The organism is Allobosea sp. 117 (assembly GCF_000702305.1).
Classification (GTDB): Bacteria; Pseudomonadota; Alphaproteobacteria; order Rhizobiales; family Xanthobacteraceae; genus Ancylobacter.
This window is the reverse complement of record NZ_JNLC01000017.1, coordinates 1-18,956: the sequence shown is the minus strand read 5'-3', so window position 1 is coordinate 18,956 and position 18,956 is coordinate 1. Positions and strand designations below refer to the sequence as shown.

Below are 18,956 nucleotides of genomic sequence, written 5' to 3'. Positions count from 1 at the left end.
AATATCTCCTCAGCTTCAGGAGATAGACGAGCCGCGCCGCTCACGCCATAGCGCGCACGAAGGCAAGCCCCGCAAACACGGCGACGAGCGAGAGCCCGACCGAGCCGGCGACGTAGACCACCGCCGCGCCGAGCTCGCCGCGCTCCACCAGCAGTGCGAAATCGAGCGAGAAGGCGGAGAAGGTGGTGAAACCGCCGAGCATCCCCGTCACCGCGAAGAGCCTGAGGTTCGGCGACCACGGCGACTGCACCCGGAAGGCCAGCCAGCCGACGATGACGCCGATGAGCAGCGAGCCCGAAATGTTGACCAGCATGGTTCCGGCCGGGAATCCGGCGCCGAAGACGCGCGGCCCGAGCACGTTCACGAAATGGCGCAGCACGCCGCCAATGCCGGCACCGACGAAGACGAGAAGGATGGGGAGCATGATGCGATCGGATCGAGGTTGGAACATTCGCGGAATGGTCGTGCAGCTATGGCGAATACGCAATCGCCAGACCACGGCTGCGGCCCAGCTTGACGGCGACGCCTGATGAACGGGACCAGCATCCACGCGATCACCGCCCGCCACGCTCGGCCCGGAGCTTCGCCCAATAGTCGAGCCGCTTCCTGATCTCGCGCTCGAAGCCGCGCTCCACCGGCTCGTAGAAATGCTGGCGACCGAGCTTCTCGGGGAAATAGTCCTGGCCGGAGAAGGCATCGGGCTGGTCGTGGTCGTAGCGGTAACCCGAGCCGTAGCCCTCGCCCTTCATCAGCTTGGTCGGCGCGTTGAGGATGTGCTTGGGCGGCACCAGCGAGCCGCCCTCCTTGGCGACGCGCAGAGCCTGCTTCCAGGCGGTATAGACCGCATTCGACTTCGGCGCGGTGGCGAGATAGACGGCGGCCTGCGCCAAGGCGAGCTCGCCTTCCGGCGTGCCGAGGAAGTCATAGGCATCCTTCGCCGCATTGGCGACGACGAGCGCCTGCGGGTCGGCATTGCCGATGTCCTCGGAAGCCATGCGCACCAGCCGGCGGGCGAGGAACAGCGGGTTCTCGCCGGCATCCAGCATCCGCGCGAGATAATAGAGCGTCGCGTCCGGGTCCGAGCCGCGCACCGACTTGTGCAAGGCGGAGATGAGGTTGTAGTGGCCGTCCTCGCTCTTGTCGTAGATCGGCGCGCGGCGCTGCACGATCTCCTGGAGCTGCGCGGAATCGAACATCTCGTCCGGCCGCGCGGCGCGCCACACCTCCTCCGCCAGCGTGAGCGCCGCCCGCCCGTCGCCGTCCGCCATGCGGGCGAGCATGTCGCGGGCCTCGGCGTCGAGCGGCAGGGCCCTGCCCTCGAGTTCCTCGGCGCGGACCAGCAGCCGGCCGATTGCCGCCTCGTCGAGCGGGCGGAACACCAGCACCCGCGCGCGGGAGAGCAGCGCCGCATTGAGCTCGAAGGACGGATTCTCGGTGGTGGCGCCGATGAGCGTGATGGTTCCGTCTTCCATCACCGGCAGGAAACTGTCCTGCTGCGCCTTGTTGAAGCGGTGAATCTCGTCGACGAAGAGCAGCGTGCCCTTGCCGATGACGCGGCGCGCGCGGGCGGCGTCGAACACCTTCTTGAGCTCGGCCACCCCGGTGAAGATCGCCGAGACCTGCTCGAAGGACAGGTCGGTGCCCTGCGCCAGCAGCCGTGCGACGGTTGTCTTGCCGGTACCGGGCGGCCCCCAGAAGATCAGCGAGCCGAGCGAGCGGGTCGCCAGCATACGGCTGAGCAGCCCGTCGGGTCCCGTAAGGTGCTCCTGGCCGACCACGTCCTCCAGCTTGGCCGGGCGCAACCGGTCGGCCAGCGGGCGCGGCGCGCTGTCGTCGAGGCCGGCACTGGAGAAGAGGTCGGCCACGCCGGTCAGCCCGGCAGCATGGCGGTCACCTTGCGCCCGCCGCGCTGCACCGTGATGCGCCAGACCCGCGAGGGCTGCCGCGTTGCGCGCGCGAGATCGCCGGTGTCGGATATGGTCTCGCCATTGACCTCCAATATGACGTCGCCGGGCTTGAGGTTGGTGGCATCCGCCGGCGTGCCCTCGGCAACCGCCGTCACCACCACGCCCTTGTCGAGATCGACCGTGCGCAGCTCCTCGGCGACCGCCGGCGACAGATTCACCACCGTCGCCCCAGTGAGCGGCGTGCGACCGGTCACCGTGATCTCGTCGCGCGGGGTCGTCTCCGGCGCCGCCTCCAGGGCGATGGCGAGCGCCATCTCGCGCTTCTGGCGGATGATCTTCACCTTCGCCTCCCCCCCGAGCGGACGGGTGGCGAAGCGGTAGCCGAAGGCGTCGGGGTCGTCGACCTCCAGCCCTTCGACGCCGACGATGAGGTCGCCGGTCTTCAGGCCCGCCTTGGCGGCCGGGCTGCCCGGCGAGACGCTCTGCACCAGCGCGCCGACCGGACGCGGCAGATCGAGCCCGTCGGCGATATCCGGCGTCACCTTCTGCAGCCGGGCGCCGAGCCAGGGCCGACGCACCGCCTTGCCGCCGCTCATCGCCGATTGCAGCACCACCCGCACCATGTCGGCGGGAATGGCGAAGCCGATGCCCTGCGAGCCGCCGGAACGCGAGAAGATCGCGGTGTTGATGCCGACCACCCGGCCCGCCCCGTCGACCAGCGCGCCGCCCGAATTGCCGGGATTGATGGCGGCATCGGTCTGGATGAAGAACTGGTAGTCGCTGATGCCCACCTGCGTGCGGGCGAGCGCCGACACGATGCCCTGCGTCACCGTCTGGCCGACGCCGAACGGGTTGCCGATGGCGAGCACGATGTCGCCGACGGCGAGATCGTCCGAGCTGCCGAGCGTCGCCGCCGGGAAGCTCTGCCCCTTCGCATTCAGGCGCAGCACGGCAAGATCGGTGCGCGGGTCGCGCAGCATGATCTCCGCCTCGAACTCGCGCTTGTCGGCGAGCGAGACGCGGATTTCGTCGGCACCGTCGATCACGTGGTTGTTGGTCACCACGATACCGGCCGCGCCGACGATCACACCGGAGCCGAGCGAACGCTGCACCCGCTCGTTCGGCGTGCTGAAGCCGGGCCCGCCCGGGCCGCCGGGACCGCCGAAGAAGCGGCGGAAGAACGGATCGTCCATCAGCGGGTTGCGCCGCTGCTGCACAGTCTTCTCGGCATAGACGTTGACGATCGCCGGTGCCGTCTGCGCCACGACCGGCGCGAAGGAGAGGCCAATCTCGGCGCGGGAGGTCGGCACGCGCGGCGTCTCGGCCTGCGCCGCGGGCACGGCGAGGCTGGCGGCGAACAGAAGGGCAAACAGGAGATTCGCAGCATGTCTCATGCGGCGAGATATAGACGCGCGAGCATGGCTTCGATAGGGCCGCGCCCCTGCTCTCGACAGTCCCCGTGCGCCAAACAAAAAGGGCGGCCCGAAGGCCGCCCTGATCTTGATCCGGAAGACGCGCGGCTCAGGCCGCGGCGGTCTCCTCGGTGGCGGCCTTGGTCGCCTCGTGGCGGGCGAGATCGGCGGCGCCCTTGGCCTCGACGTCGCGGTCGACCAGCTCGATCACCGCGACCGGAGCCGAGTCACCATGGCGGAAGCCCGCCTTGATGATGCGGGTGTAGCCACCGTTGCGCTCCTTGTAGCGCGGGCCGATGACGTCGAACAGCTTGCGCACGACGACGACGTCGCGCACCTCGGCGATCGCTTGGCGGCGCGCGTGCAGGTCGCCGCGCTTGCCGAGGGTGATCAGCTTCTCCACGACCGGGCGAAGATCCTTCGCCTTCGGCAGGGTGGTGACGATCTGCTCGTGGGTGATGAGCGCCTGCGCCATGTTGGCGAACATGGCTTTGCGGTGCTCGGCGGACCGGTTGAACCGGCGATGGGCCTTGCCGTGGTTCATGGCAACATTCCTACAATGCGACGGCTTTCGAGCCGATTGGGGGTGAGGCGGCTCGAATGCCGCGCCTGATGCTCAGTAGTGATCTTCGAAACGCTTGGCGAGATCCTCGATGTTCTCCGGCGGCCAGCCCGGCACTTCCATGCCGAGATGCAGGCCCATGCTGGCGAGAACTTCCTTGATCTCGTTCAGCGACTTGCGGCCGAAGTTCGGGGTACGGAGCATCTCCGCCTCGGTCTTCTGGATCAGGTCGCCGATGTAGACGATGTTGTCGTTCTTCAGGCAGTTGGCCGAACGCACCGACAGCTCGAGCTCGTCGACCTTCTTCAGCAGGGCCGGGTTGAACGGCAGCTCCTGCATGGCCGGGCTCTCGGTCTCGCGCTTCGGCTCCTCGAAGTTCACGAAGATCTCAAGCTGGTCCTGCAGGATGCGCGCGGCATAGGCGAGCGCGTCCTCGGGACCGACCGAGCCGTTGGTTTCGATGGAGAGCGTGAGCTTGTCATAGTCGAGAATCTGGCCCTCGCGGGTGTTCTCGACCTTGTAGGAGACCTTCTTGACCGGCGAGTAGAGGCTGTCGACCGGGATGAGGCCGATCGGCGCGTCCTCGGGGCGGTTGCGGTCGGCCGCGACATAGCCCTTGCCGGTGTCGACGGTGAACTCCATGCGGATCTCCGCGCCCTCGTCGAGGGTGCAGAGCACGAGCTCGGGGTTCAGCACCTGCACGTCGTTCACGGTCTGGATGTCACCGGCGGTGACGACGCCCGGACCCTGCTTCTTCACCACCATGCGCTTGGGGCCGTCGCCCTGCATCTTGATGGCGATGTCCTTGATGTTGAGGACGATGTCGGTCACGTCCTCGCGCACGCCCGGGATCGAGGAGAACTCGTGCAGCACGCCGTCGATGTGCACCGAGGTCACCGCCGCGCCCTGCAGCGAGGAAAGGAGGATGCGGCGCAGCGCATTGCCGAGCGTCTGGCCGAAGCCGCGCTCGAGCGGTTCGGCAACCACGGTCGCAAGCCGCTTCGGGTCGCTGCCGGTGGCGACCTCGAGCTTCTCGGGCTTGATCAGCTCTTGCCAGTTCTTCTGAATCACGACGTCACCCTTGCTCTCGACGGGACCCGGCCATTCGCCGGATTACCGCCCCCGCGCAACGCGGGAAGGAATGCCAAACGCAACTGAACCCGCGACGCCGGGGCACCGCGGGGACAGGAAAATAGCGTCACACGCGCCGGCGCTTGCGCGGACGGCAGCCATTGTGCGGGATCGGCGTGACGTCGCGGATCGACGTGACGGTGAAGCCCGCCGCCTGGAAGGCGCGCAACGCCGACTCGCGGCCGGAACCGGGGCCCGACACCTCGACTTCGAGGGTCCGCATGCCGTGGTCCGCCGCCTTGCGGGCGCAATCCTCCGCCGCGACCTGCGCGGCATACGGGGTCGACTTGCGCGACCCCTTGAAACCCATGGCGCCGGCCGACGACCAGGCAATGGTGTTGCCCTGCGCATCGGTGATGGTGATCATGGTGTTGTTGAACGACGCGTTCACGTGGGCGACGCCGGAGGCGATGTTCTTGCGCTCACGGCGCTTCACGCGGGCTGCTTCTTTGGCCATAGGTCCTTGATCCTTCGGGCGCGCCCGTATTGCCAGGCGCTCGGGATGAAACAATCAGACCGGCAGGAGGAACGTGCCTGAGGCCGTCCCCGCCTGCCGTCGGGAAAGCGGCGGGCACGCGGCCCGCCGGAACTCACTTCTTCTTGCCGGCGATCGGCTTGGCCGGACCCTTGCGGGTACGGGCATTGGTGTGGGTGCGCTGGCCGCGCACCGGCAGACCGCGGCGATGGCGCAGACCGCGATAGCAGCCGAGGTCCATCAGACGCTTGATGTTGATCGCGACTTCGCGGCGCAGATCGCCTTCCACGACGTAGTCGCGGTCGATCGCTTCGCGGATCTGCAGCACTTCCTGGTCGGTGAGCTGGTTCACGCGACGCTCGGACGGGATGCCGACCTTCTCGACGATCTCGGCCGCATTCTTCGGGCCGATGCCGTGGATGTACTGGAGCGCAATGACGACGCGCTTGTTGGTCGGGATATTGACGCCTGCTATACGGGCCACGCCGTCTTCTCCATGTATCGCCGGGCGACGAGCCGCGGCACGGGGTTAGCCCTGCGTCCGGTGGAGGCCGGCCCCTGCAGGGATGAGCGCACAGGTATTTCCCGACATCCGTGACAGACGTCGAAACGCTGCGCTCGATGAAATGAAGCGGCGCACATAAAAGGAATCGCGGCCCGTGTCAAGCCGCGCAACCTTCAGAACGCCGCATCGTGAACGGCCGCGCGGCCGATCAGACGGTCTCGAGAACGTCCGCGATGTCCCGCGTGACCTCGTCGATCGGCTTCATGCCGTCGACCGCGACCAGCAGCCCGCGCTCCGCGTAGTAGGGAGCGACCACGGCGGTGTCGCGGTTGAAGGCCTCGAGCCGGGTCTTGAAGACCTCCGGGTCGTCGTCCTTGCGCACCGGCTCGCCGCGCGCGCGGGTTTCCTCGGCGCGCTTCAGGATGCGCTCGACCAGCTTCGTCTGGTCGACCTTGAACTCGATCACGGCGTCGAGCTTGAGGCCCTTCTCGGCGAGCATGCTGTCGAGCGCCTCGGCCTGCGGCACGGTGCGCGGGAAGCCGTCGAGGATGAACCCCCTGGCGGCATCGGGCTGCTCGATGCGGTCGGCGACGATGCCGATCACGATGTCGTCGGAGACCAGCTTGCCGGCATCCATCACTGCCTTGGCCTTGAGGCCGATCGGCGTGCCGTTGGCGACCGCTTCACGAAGCATGTCGCCGGTGGAGAGCTGGATGATGCCGTGCCGGGCCACCAGCCGCTGGGCCTGAGTTCCCTTCCCCGCCCCCGGCGGGCCCAGCAATATCAGCCTCATCGACGCTTCCCCCTGAGCTTGGCCTTCTTGACCAGGCCTTCATATTGATGCGCCAGCAGATGCCCCTGGACCTGCGCCACCGTGTCCATGGTCACGCTGACCACGATCAGCAGGGAGGTGCCGCCGAAATAGAACGGCACCGCGGCGTAGGAGATCAGGATCTCCGGGAACAGGCACACTATCGCAAGGTAAGCCGCACCGATCACGGTAATGCGAGTCAGCACATAGTCGATATATTCCGCCGTGCGCTCGCCCGGCCGGATGCCCGGGATGAAGCCGCCATGCTTCTTCAGGTTGTCCGCGGTCTCGGTCGGGTTGAACACGATCGCGGTGTAGAAGAAGCAGAAGAACACGATCAGCAGCACATAAAGCAGCATGAACAGCGGCCGCCCGTGCCCGATCAGCGACGTCACCGTGGTGAGCCATGCCGGCCCCTGCCCCTGCGAGAAGCTGGCGACCGTGGTCGGGATCAGCAGCAGCGAGGAGGCGAAGATCGGCGGGATGACGCCCGACGAGTTCAGCTTCAGCGGCAGGTGCGAGGACTGGCCCTCATACACCTTGTTGCCGACCTGGCGCTTCGGATACTGGATCAGCAGCCGGCGCTGGGCGCGCTCCATGAACACGATGAACATGATCACGGCGACCGCCATCAGGATCACCGCCAGGATCAAGCCGGTGGACAGCGCGCCCTGACGGCCGAGCTCCAGAGTGCCGGCGATCGCCGAGGGCAGCTCGGCGACGATGCCGGCGAAGATGATCAGCGAGATGCCGTTGCCGATGCCGCGCGAGGTGATCTGCTCGCCGAGCCACATCAGGAACATGGTGCCGCCGGTCAGCGTGAGCACCGTCGAGATGCGGAAGAACCAGCCCGGATCCGAGACCACGGCGCCCGAGCCTTCGAGGCCCACGGCGATGCCGTAGGACTGGAACACCGCGAGCACCACGGTCAGGTAGCGCGTGTACTGGTTGATCTGCTTGCGGCCGGACTCGCCTTCCTTCTTCAGCGCCTCGAGCTGCGGCGACACGGTGGTCAGCAACTGCACGATGATCGAGGCGGAGATGTACGGCATGATGTTCAGGGCGAAGATCGCCATGCGCGAAACCGCGCCGCCCGAGAACATGTTGAACAGGCCGATGATGCCCTGCTGCGCGGTGCGGAACACGTCCGCGAGCGCGTCCGGATTGATTCCGGGCATCGGGATGTAGGTGCCGAGCCGATACACGAGAAGCGCACCCAGCGTGAACCAGATGCGCTTCTTCAGTTCTTCGGCCTTCGCGAGGGCACCGAAATTGAGGTTAGCCGCGAGTTGTTCTGCTGCCGAGGCCATGATGGCTTCGCTCCTCGCCTGTGCCCTTAATCAGAATCGGAATGCCTGACTTAAGCGTCAGGCAGCCGTTTCGCCAGCGTCCGCCGCCGGATTGAGCAGCGTCACAGTGCCGCCCGCCTTCTCGACCGCCGCGGCTGCCGACTTGGTGGCATGCGCCACTTCGAGCGCGATCTTCGCCTTCAGCTCGCCGGAGCCGAGCACGCGCACGCCGGCCTTGGCACGGCGCAGCACGCCCGCCGCAACCAGCGCGGCTTCTGTGACCGGCGCCTTGGCGTCGAGCTTGCCGGCGTCGATCGCGGTCTGGATACGGCCGAGCGAGACCTCGTTCCAGTCGAGCGCGAAGATGTTGTTGAAGCCGCGCTTCGGCAGGCGCCGATGCAGCGGCATCTGGCCGCCCTCGAAGCCCTTGATCGCGACGCCGGTGCGCGAGGTCTGACCCTTCACGCCGCGGCCGCCGGTCTTGCCCTTGCCCGAACCGATGCCGCGACCGACGCGCATGCGCTTCTTGCGCGCGCCTTCGTTGTCCTTGATGCCGTTGAGGCTGGTCATGGTCTGTCTCCCGTCCCTGCCCGCGTCACGCTTCGACGACGCGCACGAGGTGGCCGACCTTGGCGATCATGCCGCGTACAGCCGGAGTGTCTTCGAGCGTGGAACGACGCCCGAGCTTATTGAGGCCGAGACCGACGAGCGTCGCCCGCTGGTCGCCCGGACGGCGGATCGGAGAGCCGACCTGCTCGACCGTGATGGTCTTTTCCTTCGCCATGATGCGCGCTCCTGATCAGTCGGTCGCTTCGGCGTCGTCGACGCGGCGGCGGGCCTGGAGCTGCGAGACCTTCAGGCTGCGGCGCGCCGCCACGAGGCGGGGGCTGTCCTGGTTCTTCAGCGCCTCGAAGGTCGCGCGGACCATGTTGTACGGGTTGGACGAGCCGAACGACTTGGCCACCACGTCCTGCATGCCGAGCGTCTCGAACACCGCGCGCATCGGGCCGCCGGCGATGATGCCGGTACCGGCCGGGGCGGCGCGCAGCACCACCTTGCCGGCGCCATGATGGCCATGCACGTCGTGGTGCAGGGTACGGCCCTCGCGCAGCGGCACGCGGATCAGCGCGCGCTTGGCGGCGTCCGTCGCCTTGCGGATGGCCTCCGGCACCTCGCGGGCCTTGCCGTGGCCGAAGCCCACGCGGCCCTTCTGGTCGCCGACGACGACGAGGGCGGCGAAGCCGAAGCGCCGGCCGCCCTTCACCACCTTGGCGACGCGGTTGATGTGGACCAGCTTGTCCACGAACGTATTGTCGCGATCCTCGCGTTCACGCTCACGTTCACGAGCCATGATCTTATCCTCGTCTTTCCGCGGTCGACCCGCTCGTGATCAGAAGTTGAGGCCGCCCTCACGGGCGGCATCGGCGAGCGCCTTGACGCGGCCGTGATAGATGAAGGCGCCGCGGTCGAACACCACGTCCTTCACGCCGGCAGCGACGGCACGCTCGGCCACGAGCTTGCCGATGGCCTGAGCCGCCGCGACGTCCGCGCCGGTCTTCAGGCTGGCGCGCAGATCCTTCTCGAGCGTCGAGGCGGAGGCCACGGTGACCCCGCGCGCGTCGTCGATGACCTGCGCATAGATGTGCTTCGACGAGCGATGCACCGAAAGGCGCGGCCGCCCGTTCGCCGCCGTGCGGAGAGCACGACGGACACGCGCCTTGCGGCGCTCGGTAGCGTCCTTGTACTGAGCCATGGTTCGGTTCCGTTACTTCTTCTTGCCTTCCTTGCGGAAGATGAACTCACCCGCGTACTTCACGCCCTTGCCCTTGTAGGGCTCGGGACCGCGGAATTCGCGGATCTCGGCGGCGACCTGACCGACCTTCTGGCGGTCGATGCCGGTGACGACGATCTCGGTCGGCTTCGGCGTCACGATCTGGATCCCCTCCGGGATCGGATAGATCACGTCGTGGCTGTAGCCGAGCGAGAGGTTCAGGTTCTTGCCCTGCACCGCCGCCTTGTAGCCGACGCCGTTGATCTCCAGCTTCTTCTCGAAGCCCTTGGTGACGCCTTCGACGAGATTGGCCACCAGCGTGCGGGACAGGCCCCACATCGCCTTGTGGCGGTTGGTCTCGCCGCGCGGCGCGAAGGCGATGACGTTGCCGTCCAGCTTCGCGCCGATCTCCTCGACGAGCTGCACCTGCAGCGCGCCCTTCGGACCCTTGACCTTGACGGTCTGGCCGTCGATGGCGGCGGTGACGCCGGCCGGGACGGTGATGGTGGCTTTGCCGATCTTGGACATGATGCTCTCTGCCTCCCGATCAGAAGACCGTGAAGAGGACTTCGCCGCCCACGTTCTTGTCGCGGGCTTCGTGGTCCGCCATCACGCCCTGGGGCGTGGAGACGACAGCGACGCCGAGACCGTTGGCGACGCGCGGAAGGGTCTTCACCGAGGAATACACCCGGCGGCCCGGCTTGGAGACGCGCGAGATCTCGCGGATCACCGGCTCGCCGTCATAGTACTTCAGCTCGATCTCGAACTCGGTGCGGCCGTTGACGGGCTCCGAGGCGGAATAGCCGCGGATGAAGCCCTCGGAGGCCAGCACGTCGAGCACCGAGGCGCGCAGCCGCGAGCCCGGGGTCGAGATCTTTTCCTTGCGCCGCATCTGCGCGTTGCGGATGCGGGTGATCAGGTCGCCGATCGGATCGGTCGTGGACATGGATCAGCCCTCCCTCACCAGCTCGACTTCACGAGGCCAGGAATCTGGCCCTGCGAACCGAGTTCGCGCAGCGCGATGCGCGACATCTTCAGCTTGCGATAGAACGCACGCGGACGGCCGGTCACCTCGCAGCGGTTGCGGATGCGGACCTTCGCCGAGTTGCGCGGAAGCTCAGCCAGCTTGAGGACCGCGGCGAAGCGCTCCTCGATCGGCAGTTCCTTGTTGTTGACCAGGGCCTTCAGACGAGCCCGCTTCGCCGCATTGTTCTTCACAAGCCGGCGGCGGTGTTCGTTCTTCTCGACCGCGCTCTTCTTCGCCATATGCTCTTGCTCCTAGCTCTCCGCGTTTGGGGCTGTCGCCCCACGGCCGGAAGGGGATGCTTACTGCCGGAACGGGAAGTTGAAGGCCTTCAGAAGCGCACGCGCTTCCTCGTCCGTCTTCGCCGTCGTGCAGACGATGATGTCCATGCCCCACATCTGATCAACCTTGTCGTAGTTGATCTCGGGGAACACGATGTGCTCCTTGATGCCAAGGGCATAGTTGCCGCGGCCGTCGAAGCTCTTCGGGTTGAGACCGCGGAAGTCGCGAACGCGCGGCAGCGCGATGTTCACGAGACGGTCCACGAACTCGTACATGCGGGTCTTGCGCAGAGTGACCTTGGCGCCGACCGGCTGATTCTCGCGCAGCTTGAAGTTCGAGATCGCCTTGCGCGCACGCGTCACAACCGGCTTCTGGCCGGCGATCAGCGCGAGGTCGCCCGCCGCGGTCTGCACCTTCTTGGTGTCGGCGGTGGCTTCGCCCACGCCCATGTTGATGACGATCTTCTCGATCGTCGGCACTTCCATGGGGTTCTTGTAGCCGAACTGCTCGATCATCTGCTTGCGGACGACGTCCTCATAGAGGGACTTCATCCGCGGGGTGTAGCTGGTCTCAGCCATCGATCTTCTCCCCCGAGCGCTTGGCGACCCGGACCTTGCTGCCGTCCGCCTGCACGAGGAAGCCGACGCGGGTCGGCTTGCCGTCCTTGGGGTCGGCGATCGCGATGTTCGACAGGTGGATCGGGGCCTCCTTGGAGATGATCCCGCCTTCCTGGTTCGCGGTCTGACGCTGATGGCGCTTCACCAGGTTGACGCCGCGAACCTTCGCGGTGCCGTCCTTCGGAAGCACTTCGAACACCTCGCCGGTGCGGCCCTTGTCGCGGCCGGCGAGAACGACGACCTTGTCGCCCTTCTTGATTTTCGCGGCCATCACAGCACCTCCGGCGCCAGCGAAATGATCTTCATGTGGTTCTTGGCGCGCAGCTCGCGCGGCACCGGCCCGAAGATACGGGTGCCGACCGGCTCCTTCTGATTGTTGATCAGAACAGCCGCGTTGCGGTCGAAACGGATGACCGAACCATCGGCGCGACGGATGTCCTTGGCCGTGCGAACCACGACCGCCTTCATCACGTCGCCCTTCTTCACGCGGCCGCGCGGGATCGCCTCCTTCACCGACACCACGATGATGTCGCCGACATGGGCGTACTTACGCTTCGAACCGCCGAGCACCTTGATGCACATGACGCGACGCGCGCCGGAATTGTCCGCCACGTCGAGATTGGTCTGCATCTGGATCATGACGCACCTTTTTCTCGTAATCCTGCGCGCTCAGTCAGACCGGCGCACTACCGTCCCGTTTCCGGGAAACCTCAGACTTCTACGCGCTTCTCGCCCTGGACCACGACCCAGTGCTTCAGCTTGGACAGAGGACGGCTCTCCTCGATCCACACCGTGTCGCCTTCCTTCCAAGCATTGCCCTCGTCATGGGCGTGATACTTCTTGGAGCGGCGGACGGTCTTCTTCAGCAGCGGATGCGTGAAACGACGCTCGACACGGACCACGACGGTCTTGTCCTGCTTGTCGCTCACCACGACGCCCTGCAGCAAACGCTTCGGCATCGTTATCTCCTCACTTCGCCTTGGCCGCGGAAGCGGCCTTCTGCGCGGCGACGGTCTTGATCCGCGCGATGTCGCGGCGGACCTGACGCACCCGCGCCGTGTTCTCAAGCTGTCCCGTCGCGCGCTGGAAGCGCAGGTTGAACTGCTCCTTCTTGAGGGCCAGCAGCTCGTCGGCGAGCTCGTCGGCCGTCTTCGTCCGAATGTCGGAAGCCTTCGTCATGATTCCCTCCGTCACTCGGCGATGCGCTCGACGAAGCGCGTCTTGATCGGCAGCTTGGCCGCCGCCAGCGTCAGCGCTTCCTTGGCGATCTCCTGGCTCACGCCATCGATCTCGAACATGATGCGGCCGGGCTTCACCTTGGCCGCCCAGAACTCGGGAGCGCCCTTGCCCTTACCCATGCGGACTTCGGTCGGCTTCTTGGAAACCGGCACGTCCGGGAACACGCGGATCCACACGCGGCCCGCGCGCTTCATGTGACGGGTGAGCGCGCGGCGGGCAGCTTCGATCTGCCGCGCGGTGACGCGCTCCGGCTCCAGGGCCTTCAGGCCGAACTGGCCGAAATTGAGGTCAGTTCCACCCTTCGCAGCGCCGTGGATACGGCCCTTGAACTGCTTGCGGAACTTCGTGCGCTTCGGTTGCAGCATGTCGCGCCTCTTATTCCTTTATTCGCCTCACGCCGCGTCGCGGCGCGAGGAGCGACCACCCGACGGCTCCGAGTCCGCCTGGCGCTTGTCCTGCGCCATCGGATCGTGCTCGAGGATTTCGCCCTTGAAGATCCAGACCTTCACACCACAGGTGCCGTAGGTCGTGAAGGCGGTGGCCGTACCGTAATCCACGTCCGCGCGCAAGGTGTGAAGCGGCACGCGCCCTTCACGATACCATTCCAGACGCGCGATTTCCGCGCCGCCGAGGCGGCCGGAGCAGTTGATACGGATGCCTTCGGCGCCGAGACGGATCGCCGACTGCACCGCGCGCTTCATGGCGCGGCGGAAAGCGACGCGACGCTCGAGCTGCTGGGCGATCGATTCGGCGACGAGGCGCGCGTCGATTTCCGGCTTGCGGATCTCGACGATGTTGATGAAGACCTCCGAGTTGGTCATCTCGGCGACCTTCTTGCGCAGCTTGTCGATGTCGGCGCCCTTCTTGCCGATCACCACGCCCGGACGCGCCGAGTGGATGGTGACGCGACACTTCTTGTGCGGACGCTCGATCACGATCTTGCTGACGGCCGCCTGCTTCAGCAGCTTCATCAGCATCTCGCGGATCTTGATGTCCTCGTGCAGCAACTGGCCGTACTCGCCCTTGCCGGCGAACCAGCGCGAGTCCCAGGTGCGGTTGATGCCGAGCCGCAGCCCGACCGGATTGACCTTCTGACCCATCAGGCCTTCTCCCCGACTTCACGCACCACGATGGTGATATGCGAGAACGGCTTCTCGATCCGGCTGGCGCGGCCACGGGCACGCGCGGCGAACCGCTTCATGACGAGGCCCTTGCCGACATGCGCCTCGGCGACGATCAGATCGTCGACGTCCAGCTCATGATTGTTCTCGGCATTGGCGATCGCCGATTCCAGGCACTTCTTCACGTCGCCGGCGATCCGCTTGCGCGAGAACTGCAGGTCGGCGAGCGCAGTCGCGACCTTCTTGCCGCGGATGAGCCCGGCGACGAGGTTGAGCTTCTGGGGGCTGACGCGGAGATTCCGCGCAACCGCCTTGGCTTCCGTATCCGCGAGCGCGCGCGGACGAGCTGCCTTACCCATGACCCTTGCCTCTACTTCCGCTTGGCTTTCTTGTCCGCCGCGTGCCCGTAATAGGTACGGGTCGGGGCGAACTCGCCGAACTTGTGGCCGACCATGTCCTCGTTCACCGAGACCGGGACATGCTTGTTGCCGTTATAGACGCCGAACGTGATGCCCACGAATTGCGGGAGGATCGTGGAGCGACGGCTCCAGATCTTGACCACGTCATGACGCCCGGACGAACGGGCGGCTTCCGCCTTCTTGAGGAGGTAGCCGTCGACGAACGGACCTTTCCAGACCGAACGAGACATAATTCAGGTTCCCTCGCTCACTTCTTGCGTGCGTGCCGGCTGGACACGATGAACTTGCCGGTCGACTTGTTCTTCCGGGTCTTCTTGCCCTTGGTGGGGAAGCCCCACGGGGTGACCGGATGACGGCCGCCCGAGGTGCGGCCTTCGCCGCCGCCATGCGGGTGGTCGACCGGGTTCATGGTGACACCGCGGTTGTGCGGGCGACGGCCCAGCCAGCGCTTGCGGCCGGCCTTGCCGAGGCTCGTGTTCATGTGGTCAGGGTTCGAGACCGCGCCCACCGTGCCGAAGCACTCGCCGTGCACCAGGCGCTGCTCGCCCGAGTTGAGGCGGATGATCACATAACCCTGGTCGCGGCCGACGATCTGCGCATACGAGCCGGCGGAGCGGGCTATCTGGCCGCCCTTGCCGATCTTCAGCTCGACATTGTGCACGATCGTGCCGACCGGCAGGTTGCCGAGCGGAGCCGCGTTGCCGGGTTTCACGTCGACGCTCTTGCCGGCGACCACGGTATCACCGACCGCCAGGCGCTGCGGCGCGAGGATGTAGGCGAGATCGCCGTCCTCGTACTTGATCAGCGCGATGAAGGCGGTGCGGTTCGGGTCGTATTCGATCCGATCCACCACGGCCGGCACGTCACGCTTGGCGCGCTTGAAGTCGACCAGACGATAGGCCTGCTTGTGGCCGCCGCCGCGGAAGCGGACGGTCACCCGACCGGTGTTGTTGCGACCGCCGGCCTCGTTCTTGCCCTCGGTCAGCGTCTTGACCGGCTTGCCCTTGTAGAGGCCCGCACGGTCGACGATGACCAGCTGGCGCAGACCAGGGGTAACCGGCTTGAAGGTCTTGAGTGCCATGACTCTGTTCCCTACTCCCGGCTCACAGACCCGTCGTGATGTCGATGGTGTGGCCCTCGACGAGGGTCACGACCGCCTTCTTCACGTCGTTCTGCACGCCCTTGCGGCCCTTGAAGAACTTCGTCTTCCCCTTGCGGACCAGCGTGTTGACGCTCTTCACCTTGACGTCGAAGAGCTTCTCGACCGCCTCCTTGATCTGCGGCTTGGTAGCCGTCAGAGCGACCTTGAAGACGACCTGGTTGTGCTCGGACGCGGTCGTGGCCTTCTCGGTGATGACCGGGGACACGATCACGTCGTAGTGGCGCGGATCGAGACTCATTTGAAGCGCGCCTCCAGAGCGTCGACAGCCGCCTTGGTCAGCACGAGGGTCTGACGGCGGAGGATGTCGTAGACGTTGATGCCCTGGACGGGCAGCACGTCGAGATGGACGATGTTGCGCGAGGCGAGACCGAAATTGGCATCGACCTCGGCACCCGAGACGATCAGCGCGTTGGACAGGCCGAGTCCCGCCAGACGCTCCTTGAGCAGCTTGGTCTTCGGCTCGGCCAGCGTCGCATCGTCGAGGACGATGATCTGCTGGTCCTTCGCCTTGGAGGACAGCGCATGCTTCAGCGCGAGGGCGCGGACCTTCTTCGGCAGCTCGCTCGCATGGCTGCGGACGACCGGCGCGAAGGCCTTGGCGCCGCCGCGGAACTGCGGAGCGGAAGCCGCGCCGTGGCGGGCGCCGCCGGTGCCCTTCTGCTTGTACATCTTCCGCTTGGTGCGGTTGACTTCCGAGCGCGAGAGCGTCGAGTGCGTGCCGGCCTGTCGGCGCGAGAGCTGCCACACCACGCAGCGGTGCAGGATGTCCTGCCGCGGCTCGAGGCCGAAGATGGCATCCGACAGCGTGACGGAACCGGCCTCGGTCCCTTCCAGCGTCTTGACGGCGATTTCCATCACACAGCCTCCTCAGCAGCGGCCTCGGCCGCAGCGACGTCGGCCGGAGCCTCGGTCGCCGAACCTTCGGTCGCGTCGCCGTCGGCGCCCGGCAGCCGGAACTTGCCCGGCTTCGGCGCTTCGGCCGGCAGCTTCTTCTTCACCGCGTCGGCGACCAAGATCCAGCCGCCCTTGTGGCCGGGGACGGCGCCCTCGACCGCGATCAGGCCGCGCTCGACATCCGTCAGAACCACCTTGAGGTTCTGCGTGGTCACCGTCTCGACACCCATGTGACCGGGCATCTTCTTGTTCTTGAAGGTCTTGCCGGGGTCCTGACGACCGCCGGTCGAACCGATCGAACGATGCGAGATCGACACGCCGTGGGTGGCGCGAAGGCCGCCGAAATTATGGCGCTTCATGCCGCCGGCAAAACCCTTACCGGTGGAGGTGCCTGTCACGTCGACGAACTGGCCGACCACGAAATGGTCCGCCGTCAGCTCCGCACCGACCGGGATCAGCCCGTCTTCCTCGACGCGGAACTCCGCGAGCTTGCGCTTGGGCTCGACCTTCGCCACCGCGAAGTGCCCGCGCATGGCGCGCGTGGTGTTCTGCGGCTTGGCCCGGCCGACGCCGAGCTGCAGAGCCACATAACCGTTCTTGTCGAGGGTCCGGTGGGCAACCACCTGGCAATTATCGACTTTCAGCACAGTGACCGGAACGTGTTCACCTGCATCCGTAAAGATGCGGGTCATTCCGACCTTCTGGGCGATGACGCCTGACCGCATGGCCGTGTCCCTTCGCCTTCTCTCAGAGCTTGATCTCGACGTCGACGCCGGCGGCGAGGTCGAGCTTCATCAGCGCGTCCACCGTCTGGGGCGTCGGGTCAACGATGTCGAGCAGGCGCTTATGCGTGCGCATCTCGAACTGTTCACGGGATTTCTTGTCCACGTGGGGCGAGCGGTTGACCGTGAACCTCTCGATCCGCGTCGGCAGCGGGATCGGTCCGCGAATCTGCGCACCGGTGCGCTTCGCCGTGTTCACGATCTCGCGGGTCGAGGCGTCCAGGATGCGATGGTCGAACGCCTTGAGGCGGATCCGGATGTTCTGGCCGTTCATTTCTCTTCAGGCTCCCAGAGGGAGCTCCCTTGAGCTCCACGAAAAAGGGGCGCGCCGGCAGGCCGAGGCGCCCCTCGGGACTTTTCCGCTCACTCGATGATGGCGGCGACGACGCCGGCGCCGACGGTGCGGCCGCCTTCGCGGATGGCGAAGCGCAGCTTCTCTTCCATCGCGATCGGCACGATCAGCTGCACGTCAACCGAGATGTTGTCGCCCGGCATCACCATTTCCGTGCCTTCCGGCAGCGTCACCACGCCCGTCACGTCGGTCGTGCGGAAGTAGAACTGCGGACGGTAGTTGGTGAAGAACGGCGTGTGGCGGCCGCCCTCCTCCTTGGTCAGGATGTACGCCTCGGCCTTGAACTTGGTGTGCGGCTTCACCGAACCCGGCTTGCACACAACCTGGCCGCGCTCCACGTCCTCGCGCTTGGTGCCGCGCAGCAGCACGCCGATGTTGTCACCCGCCTGGCCCTGGTCCAGAAGCTTGCGGAACATCTCGACGCCGGTCACCGTGGTCTTCACCGTCGGGCGGATGCCGACGATCTCGACTTCCTCGCCGACCTTCACGATGCCGCGCTCGACGCGCCCCGTCACCACCGTGCCGCGGCCCGAGATCGAGAACACGTCCTCGATCGGCATCAGGAACGGCTGGTCGATCGGGCGCTCCGGCTGCGGGATGTAGGCGTCAACCGCCTCCATCAGCTTCAGCACCGCGTTCTTGCCCAGCTCCGGATCCCCGTTCTCCAGCGCAACCAGCGCCGAGCCGCGGATGATCGGGATGTCGTCGCCCGGGAAGTCGTACTTCGACAGAAGCTCGCGGACCTCGAGCTCGACCAGCTCCAGAAGCTCCGGATCGTCCACCATGTCGCACTTGTTCAGGAACACCACCAGCGCCGGAACGCCGACCTGGCGCGCCAGAAGGATGTGCTCGCGGGTCTGCGGCATCGGGCCGTCCGCCGCCGAAACCACCAGGATCGCGCCGTCCATCTGCGCCGCACCGGTGATCATGTTCTTCACATAGTCCGCGTGGCCGGGGCAGTCGACATGCGCGTAGTGACGGTTCGTCGTCTCGTACTCCACATGCGCCGTCGAGATCGTGATCCCACGCGCCTTCTCTTCCGGCGCCTTGTCGATCTGGTCATACGCGGTGAACGTCGCCCCGCCCGACTCCGCCAATACCTTCGTGATCGCCGCCGTCAGGGACGTCTTGCCATGGTCAACATGCCCAATCGTCCCAATGTTGCAGTGCGGCTTCGAACGGTTAAACTTCTCTTTGGCCA

General features: G+C 66.3%; 31 protein-coding genes. All 31 read right to left on the bottom strand.

Translation table 11 applies throughout. The features are described 5' to 3' along the window. Positions 1–40 precede the first annotated feature (40 nt). Positions 41–424 (bottom strand): fluoride efflux transporter CrcB, encoded by a 384-nt coding sequence (gene crcB, locus U742_RS0118550; RefSeq protein ID WP_029355745.1) that lies wholly within the window; start codon positions 422–424, stop codon positions 41–43. A 130-nt stretch (positions 425–554) separates the two neighbouring features. Beyond that, positions 555–1,865 (bottom strand): replication-associated recombination protein A, encoded by a 1,311-nt coding sequence (locus U742_RS0118545; RefSeq protein ID WP_029355743.1) that lies wholly within the window; start codon positions 1,863–1,865, stop codon positions 555–557. 5 nt (positions 1,866–1,870) lie between these two features. Further along, positions 1,871–3,301 carry a DegQ family serine endoprotease gene (locus U742_RS0118540; RefSeq protein WP_029355741.1) on the bottom strand — a complete coding sequence of 477 codons (1,431 nt, stop codon included), beginning with the start codon at positions 3,299–3,301 and terminating at the stop codon, positions 1,871–1,873. Between the two features lie 127 nt (positions 3,302–3,428). After that, entirely contained in the window at positions 3,429–3,863 is a 435-nt protein-coding gene (gene rplQ, locus U742_RS0118535; protein ID WP_029355739.1) for a 50S ribosomal protein L17, read from the bottom strand. Between the two features lie 72 nt (positions 3,864–3,935). Continuing rightward, positions 3,936–4,952: a DNA-directed RNA polymerase subunit alpha gene (locus U742_RS0118530; protein ID WP_029355737.1), complete on the bottom strand. Its 1,017-nt coding sequence runs from the start codon at positions 4,950–4,952 to the stop codon at positions 3,936–3,938. Positions 4,953–5,079: 127 nt separating this feature from the next. Next, entirely contained in the window at positions 5,080–5,469 is a 390-nt protein-coding gene (gene rpsK, locus U742_RS0118525; protein WP_029355735.1) for a 30S ribosomal protein S11, read from the bottom strand. A 133-nt stretch (positions 5,470–5,602) separates the two neighbouring features. Next, positions 5,603–5,971: a 30S ribosomal protein S13 gene (gene rpsM / locus U742_RS0118520; protein ID WP_029355733.1), complete on the bottom strand. Its 369-nt coding sequence runs from the start codon at positions 5,969–5,971 to the stop codon at positions 5,603–5,605. Between the two features lie 229 nt (positions 5,972–6,200). After that, positions 6,201–6,785 (bottom strand): adenylate kinase, encoded by a 585-nt coding sequence (locus tag U742_RS0118515; protein ID WP_029355732.1) that lies wholly within the window; start codon positions 6,783–6,785, stop codon positions 6,201–6,203. Next, on the bottom strand, positions 6,782–8,113 hold the full coding sequence (gene secY, locus U742_RS0118510; protein WP_029355730.1) for a preprotein translocase subunit SecY: 1,332 nt from the start codon (positions 8,111–8,113) through the stop codon (positions 6,782–6,784). The genes U742_RS0118515 and secY overlap by 4 nt, the downstream gene beginning before the upstream one ends. Before the next feature lie 57 nt (positions 8,114–8,170). Continuing rightward, positions 8,171–8,662 (bottom strand): 50S ribosomal protein L15, encoded by a 492-nt coding sequence (gene rplO / locus U742_RS0118505; protein WP_029355728.1) that lies wholly within the window; start codon positions 8,660–8,662, stop codon positions 8,171–8,173. Between the two features lie 25 nt (positions 8,663–8,687). Further along, positions 8,688–8,876 (bottom strand): 50S ribosomal protein L30, encoded by a 189-nt coding sequence (rpmD, locus tag U742_RS0118500; RefSeq protein WP_029355726.1) that lies wholly within the window; start codon positions 8,874–8,876, stop codon positions 8,688–8,690. 15 nt (positions 8,877–8,891) lie between these two features. Then, on the bottom strand, positions 8,892–9,443 hold the full coding sequence (gene rpsE, locus U742_RS0118495) for a 30S ribosomal protein S5 (RefSeq protein WP_029355723.1): 552 nt from the start codon (positions 9,441–9,443) through the stop codon (positions 8,892–8,894). A 39-nt stretch (positions 9,444–9,482) separates the two neighbouring features. Then, on the bottom strand, positions 9,483–9,845 hold the full coding sequence (rplR, locus tag U742_RS0118490; protein ID WP_029355721.1) for a 50S ribosomal protein L18: 363 nt from the start codon (positions 9,843–9,845) through the stop codon (positions 9,483–9,485). Positions 9,846–9,857: 12 nt separating this feature from the next. After that, positions 9,858–10,391 (bottom strand): 50S ribosomal protein L6, encoded by a 534-nt coding sequence (gene rplF / locus U742_RS0118485; RefSeq protein WP_029355720.1) that lies wholly within the window; start codon positions 10,389–10,391, stop codon positions 9,858–9,860. Between the two features lie 19 nt (positions 10,392–10,410). Then, positions 10,411–10,809, bottom strand: coding sequence for a 30S ribosomal protein S8 (gene rpsH / locus U742_RS0118480; RefSeq protein WP_029355718.1), 399 nt, complete (start codon positions 10,807–10,809; stop codon positions 10,411–10,413). A gap of 14 nt (positions 10,810–10,823) precedes the next feature. Continuing rightward, positions 10,824–11,129 (bottom strand): 30S ribosomal protein S14, encoded by a 306-nt coding sequence (gene rpsN / locus U742_RS0118475; protein WP_029355717.1) that lies wholly within the window; start codon positions 11,127–11,129, stop codon positions 10,824–10,826. Between the two features lie 60 nt (positions 11,130–11,189). Beyond that, positions 11,190–11,747 (bottom strand): 50S ribosomal protein L5, encoded by a 558-nt coding sequence (gene rplE / locus U742_RS0118470; protein ID WP_029355715.1) that lies wholly within the window; start codon positions 11,745–11,747, stop codon positions 11,190–11,192. Further along, positions 11,740–12,057, bottom strand: a complete 318-nt coding sequence (gene rplX / locus U742_RS0118465) for a 50S ribosomal protein L24 (protein ID WP_029355714.1) — start codon at positions 12,055–12,057, stop codon at positions 11,740–11,742. The genes rplE and rplX overlap by 8 nt, the downstream gene beginning before the upstream one ends. Next, positions 12,057–12,425 (bottom strand): 50S ribosomal protein L14, encoded by a 369-nt coding sequence (gene rplN, locus U742_RS0118460; RefSeq protein WP_029355712.1) that lies wholly within the window; start codon positions 12,423–12,425, stop codon positions 12,057–12,059. Before rplN ends, rplX begins: the two co-directional genes overlap by 1 nt. A gap of 71 nt (positions 12,426–12,496) precedes the next feature. Beyond that, positions 12,497–12,745, bottom strand: a complete 249-nt coding sequence (rpsQ, locus tag U742_RS0118455) for a 30S ribosomal protein S17 (protein WP_029355710.1) — start codon at positions 12,743–12,745, stop codon at positions 12,497–12,499. Between the two features lie 10 nt (positions 12,746–12,755). Continuing rightward, on the bottom strand, positions 12,756–12,965 hold the full coding sequence (gene rpmC, locus U742_RS0118450) for a 50S ribosomal protein L29 (protein ID WP_029355709.1): 210 nt from the start codon (positions 12,963–12,965) through the stop codon (positions 12,756–12,758). An 11-nt stretch (positions 12,966–12,976) separates the two neighbouring features. Then, positions 12,977–13,390 carry a 50S ribosomal protein L16 gene (gene rplP, locus U742_RS0118445; RefSeq protein ID WP_029355707.1) on the bottom strand — a complete coding sequence of 138 codons (414 nt, stop codon included), beginning with the start codon at positions 13,388–13,390 and terminating at the stop codon, positions 12,977–12,979. Positions 13,391–13,417: 27 nt separating this feature from the next. Beyond that, complete coding sequence (gene rpsC, locus U742_RS0118440) at positions 13,418–14,125, bottom strand: 30S ribosomal protein S3 (RefSeq protein ID WP_029355705.1); 708 nt, start codon at positions 14,123–14,125, stop codon at positions 13,418–13,420. After that, entirely contained in the window at positions 14,125–14,505 is a 381-nt protein-coding gene (rplV, locus tag U742_RS0118435; protein ID WP_029355704.1) for a 50S ribosomal protein L22, read from the bottom strand. Before rplV ends, rpsC begins: the two co-directional genes overlap by 1 nt. 11 nt (positions 14,506–14,516) lie before the next feature. Further along, a complete protein-coding gene (rpsS, locus tag U742_RS0118430) occupies positions 14,517–14,795 on the bottom strand; it encodes a 30S ribosomal protein S19 (RefSeq protein WP_029355702.1) in 279 nt (92 codons plus the stop codon). Positions 14,796–14,812: 17 nt separating this feature from the next. Then, entirely contained in the window at positions 14,813–15,646 is an 834-nt protein-coding gene (gene rplB, locus U742_RS0118425; protein WP_029355699.1) for a 50S ribosomal protein L2, read from the bottom strand. Between the two features lie 22 nt (positions 15,647–15,668). Further along, positions 15,669–15,965, bottom strand: a complete 297-nt coding sequence (locus U742_RS0118420) for a 50S ribosomal protein L23 (RefSeq protein ID WP_029355696.1) — start codon at positions 15,963–15,965, stop codon at positions 15,669–15,671. Next, on the bottom strand, positions 15,962–16,582 hold the full coding sequence (gene rplD, locus U742_RS0118415; protein ID WP_029355694.1) for a 50S ribosomal protein L4: 621 nt from the start codon (positions 16,580–16,582) through the stop codon (positions 15,962–15,964). The genes U742_RS0118420 and rplD overlap by 4 nt, the downstream gene beginning before the upstream one ends. Further along, on the bottom strand, positions 16,582–17,346 hold the full coding sequence (gene rplC, locus U742_RS0118410) for a 50S ribosomal protein L3 (RefSeq protein WP_029355692.1): 765 nt from the start codon (positions 17,344–17,346) through the stop codon (positions 16,582–16,584). Before rplC ends, rplD begins: the two co-directional genes overlap by 1 nt. A gap of 22 nt (positions 17,347–17,368) precedes the next feature. Then, positions 17,369–17,677, bottom strand: a complete 309-nt coding sequence (gene rpsJ / locus U742_RS0118405) for a 30S ribosomal protein S10 (protein ID WP_029355690.1) — start codon at positions 17,675–17,677, stop codon at positions 17,369–17,371. Positions 17,678–17,766: 89 nt separating this feature from the next. Continuing rightward, positions 17,767–18,956: elongation factor Tu (gene tuf / locus U742_RS0118400; protein ID WP_029355689.1), on the bottom strand; the 1,190-nt coding region annotated here is incomplete at its 5' end.

What these genes read in the sequence shown, in the direction of transcription:
- crcB (WP_029355745.1), bottom strand. Translation starts at nt 424, where the DNA reads ATGCTCCCCATCCTTCTCGTCTTCGTCGGTGCCGGCATTGGCGGCGTG.
- U742_RS0118540 (WP_029355741.1), bottom strand. Translation starts at nt 3,301, where the DNA reads ATGAGACATGCTGCGAATCTCCTGTTTGCCCTTCTGTTCGCCGCCAGC.
- rplQ (WP_029355739.1), bottom strand. Translation starts at nt 3,863, where the DNA reads ATGAACCACGGCAAGGCCCATCGCCGGTTCAACCGGTCCGCCGAGCAC.
- rpsK (WP_029355735.1), bottom strand. Translation starts at nt 5,469, where the DNA reads ATGGCCAAAGAAGCAGCCCGCGTGAAGCGCCGTGAGCGCAAGAACATC.
- U742_RS0118515 (WP_029355732.1), bottom strand. Translation starts at nt 6,785, where the DNA reads ATGAGGCTGATATTGCTGGGCCCGCCGGGGGCGGGGAAGGGAACTCAG.
- secY (WP_029355730.1), bottom strand. Translation starts at nt 8,113, where the DNA reads ATGGCCTCGGCAGCAGAACAACTCGCGGCTAACCTCAATTTCGGTGCC.
- rplO (WP_029355728.1), bottom strand. Translation starts at nt 8,662, where the DNA reads ATGACCAGCCTCAACGGCATCAAGGACAACGAAGGCGCGCGCAAGAAG.
- rpmD (WP_029355726.1), bottom strand. Translation starts at nt 8,876, where the DNA reads ATGGCGAAGGAAAAGACCATCACGGTCGAGCAGGTCGGCTCTCCGATC.
- rpsE (WP_029355723.1), bottom strand. Translation starts at nt 9,443, where the DNA reads ATGGCTCGTGAACGTGAGCGTGAACGCGAGGATCGCGACAATACGTTC.
- rplR (WP_029355721.1), bottom strand. Translation starts at nt 9,845, where the DNA reads ATGGCTCAGTACAAGGACGCTACCGAGCGCCGCAAGGCGCGTGTCCGT.
- rplF (WP_029355720.1), bottom strand. Translation starts at nt 10,391, where the DNA reads ATGTCCAAGATCGGCAAAGCCACCATCACCGTCCCGGCCGGCGTCACC.
- rpsH (WP_029355718.1), bottom strand. Translation starts at nt 10,809, where the DNA reads ATGTCCACGACCGATCCGATCGGCGACCTGATCACCCGCATCCGCAAC.
- rpsN (WP_029355717.1), bottom strand. Translation starts at nt 11,129, where the DNA reads ATGGCGAAGAAGAGCGCGGTCGAGAAGAACGAACACCGCCGCCGGCTT.
- rplE (WP_029355715.1), bottom strand. Translation starts at nt 11,747, where the DNA reads ATGGCTGAGACCAGCTACACCCCGCGGATGAAGTCCCTCTATGAGGAC.
- rplX (WP_029355714.1), bottom strand. Translation starts at nt 12,057, where the DNA reads ATGGCCGCGAAAATCAAGAAGGGCGACAAGGTCGTCGTTCTCGCCGGC.
- rplN (WP_029355712.1), bottom strand. Translation starts at nt 12,425, where the DNA reads ATGATCCAGATGCAGACCAATCTCGACGTGGCGGACAATTCCGGCGCG.
- rpsQ (WP_029355710.1), bottom strand. Translation starts at nt 12,745, where the DNA reads ATGCCGAAGCGTTTGCTGCAGGGCGTCGTGGTGAGCGACAAGCAGGAC.
- rpmC (WP_029355709.1), bottom strand. Translation starts at nt 12,965, where the DNA reads ATGACGAAGGCTTCCGACATTCGGACGAAGACGGCCGACGAGCTCGCC.
- rplP (WP_029355707.1), bottom strand. Translation starts at nt 13,390, where the DNA reads ATGCTGCAACCGAAGCGCACGAAGTTCCGCAAGCAGTTCAAGGGCCGT.
- rpsC (WP_029355705.1), bottom strand. Translation starts at nt 14,125, where the DNA reads ATGGGTCAGAAGGTCAATCCGGTCGGGCTGCGGCTCGGCATCAACCGC.
- rplV (WP_029355704.1), bottom strand. Translation starts at nt 14,505, where the DNA reads ATGGGTAAGGCAGCTCGTCCGCGCGCGCTCGCGGATACGGAAGCCAAG.
- rpsS (WP_029355702.1), bottom strand. Translation starts at nt 14,795, where the DNA reads ATGTCTCGTTCGGTCTGGAAAGGTCCGTTCGTCGACGGCTACCTCCTC.
- rplB (WP_029355699.1), bottom strand. Translation starts at nt 15,646, where the DNA reads ATGGCACTCAAGACCTTCAAGCCGGTTACCCCTGGTCTGCGCCAGCTG.
- U742_RS0118420 (WP_029355696.1), bottom strand. Translation starts at nt 15,965, where the DNA reads ATGAGTCTCGATCCGCGCCACTACGACGTGATCGTGTCCCCGGTCATC.
- rplD (WP_029355694.1), bottom strand. Translation starts at nt 16,582, where the DNA reads ATGGAAATCGCCGTCAAGACGCTGGAAGGGACCGAGGCCGGTTCCGTC.
- rplC (WP_029355692.1), bottom strand. Translation starts at nt 17,346, where the DNA reads ATGCGGTCAGGCGTCATCGCCCAGAAGGTCGGAATGACCCGCATCTTT.
- rpsJ (WP_029355690.1), bottom strand. Translation starts at nt 17,677, where the DNA reads ATGAACGGCCAGAACATCCGGATCCGCCTCAAGGCGTTCGACCATCGC.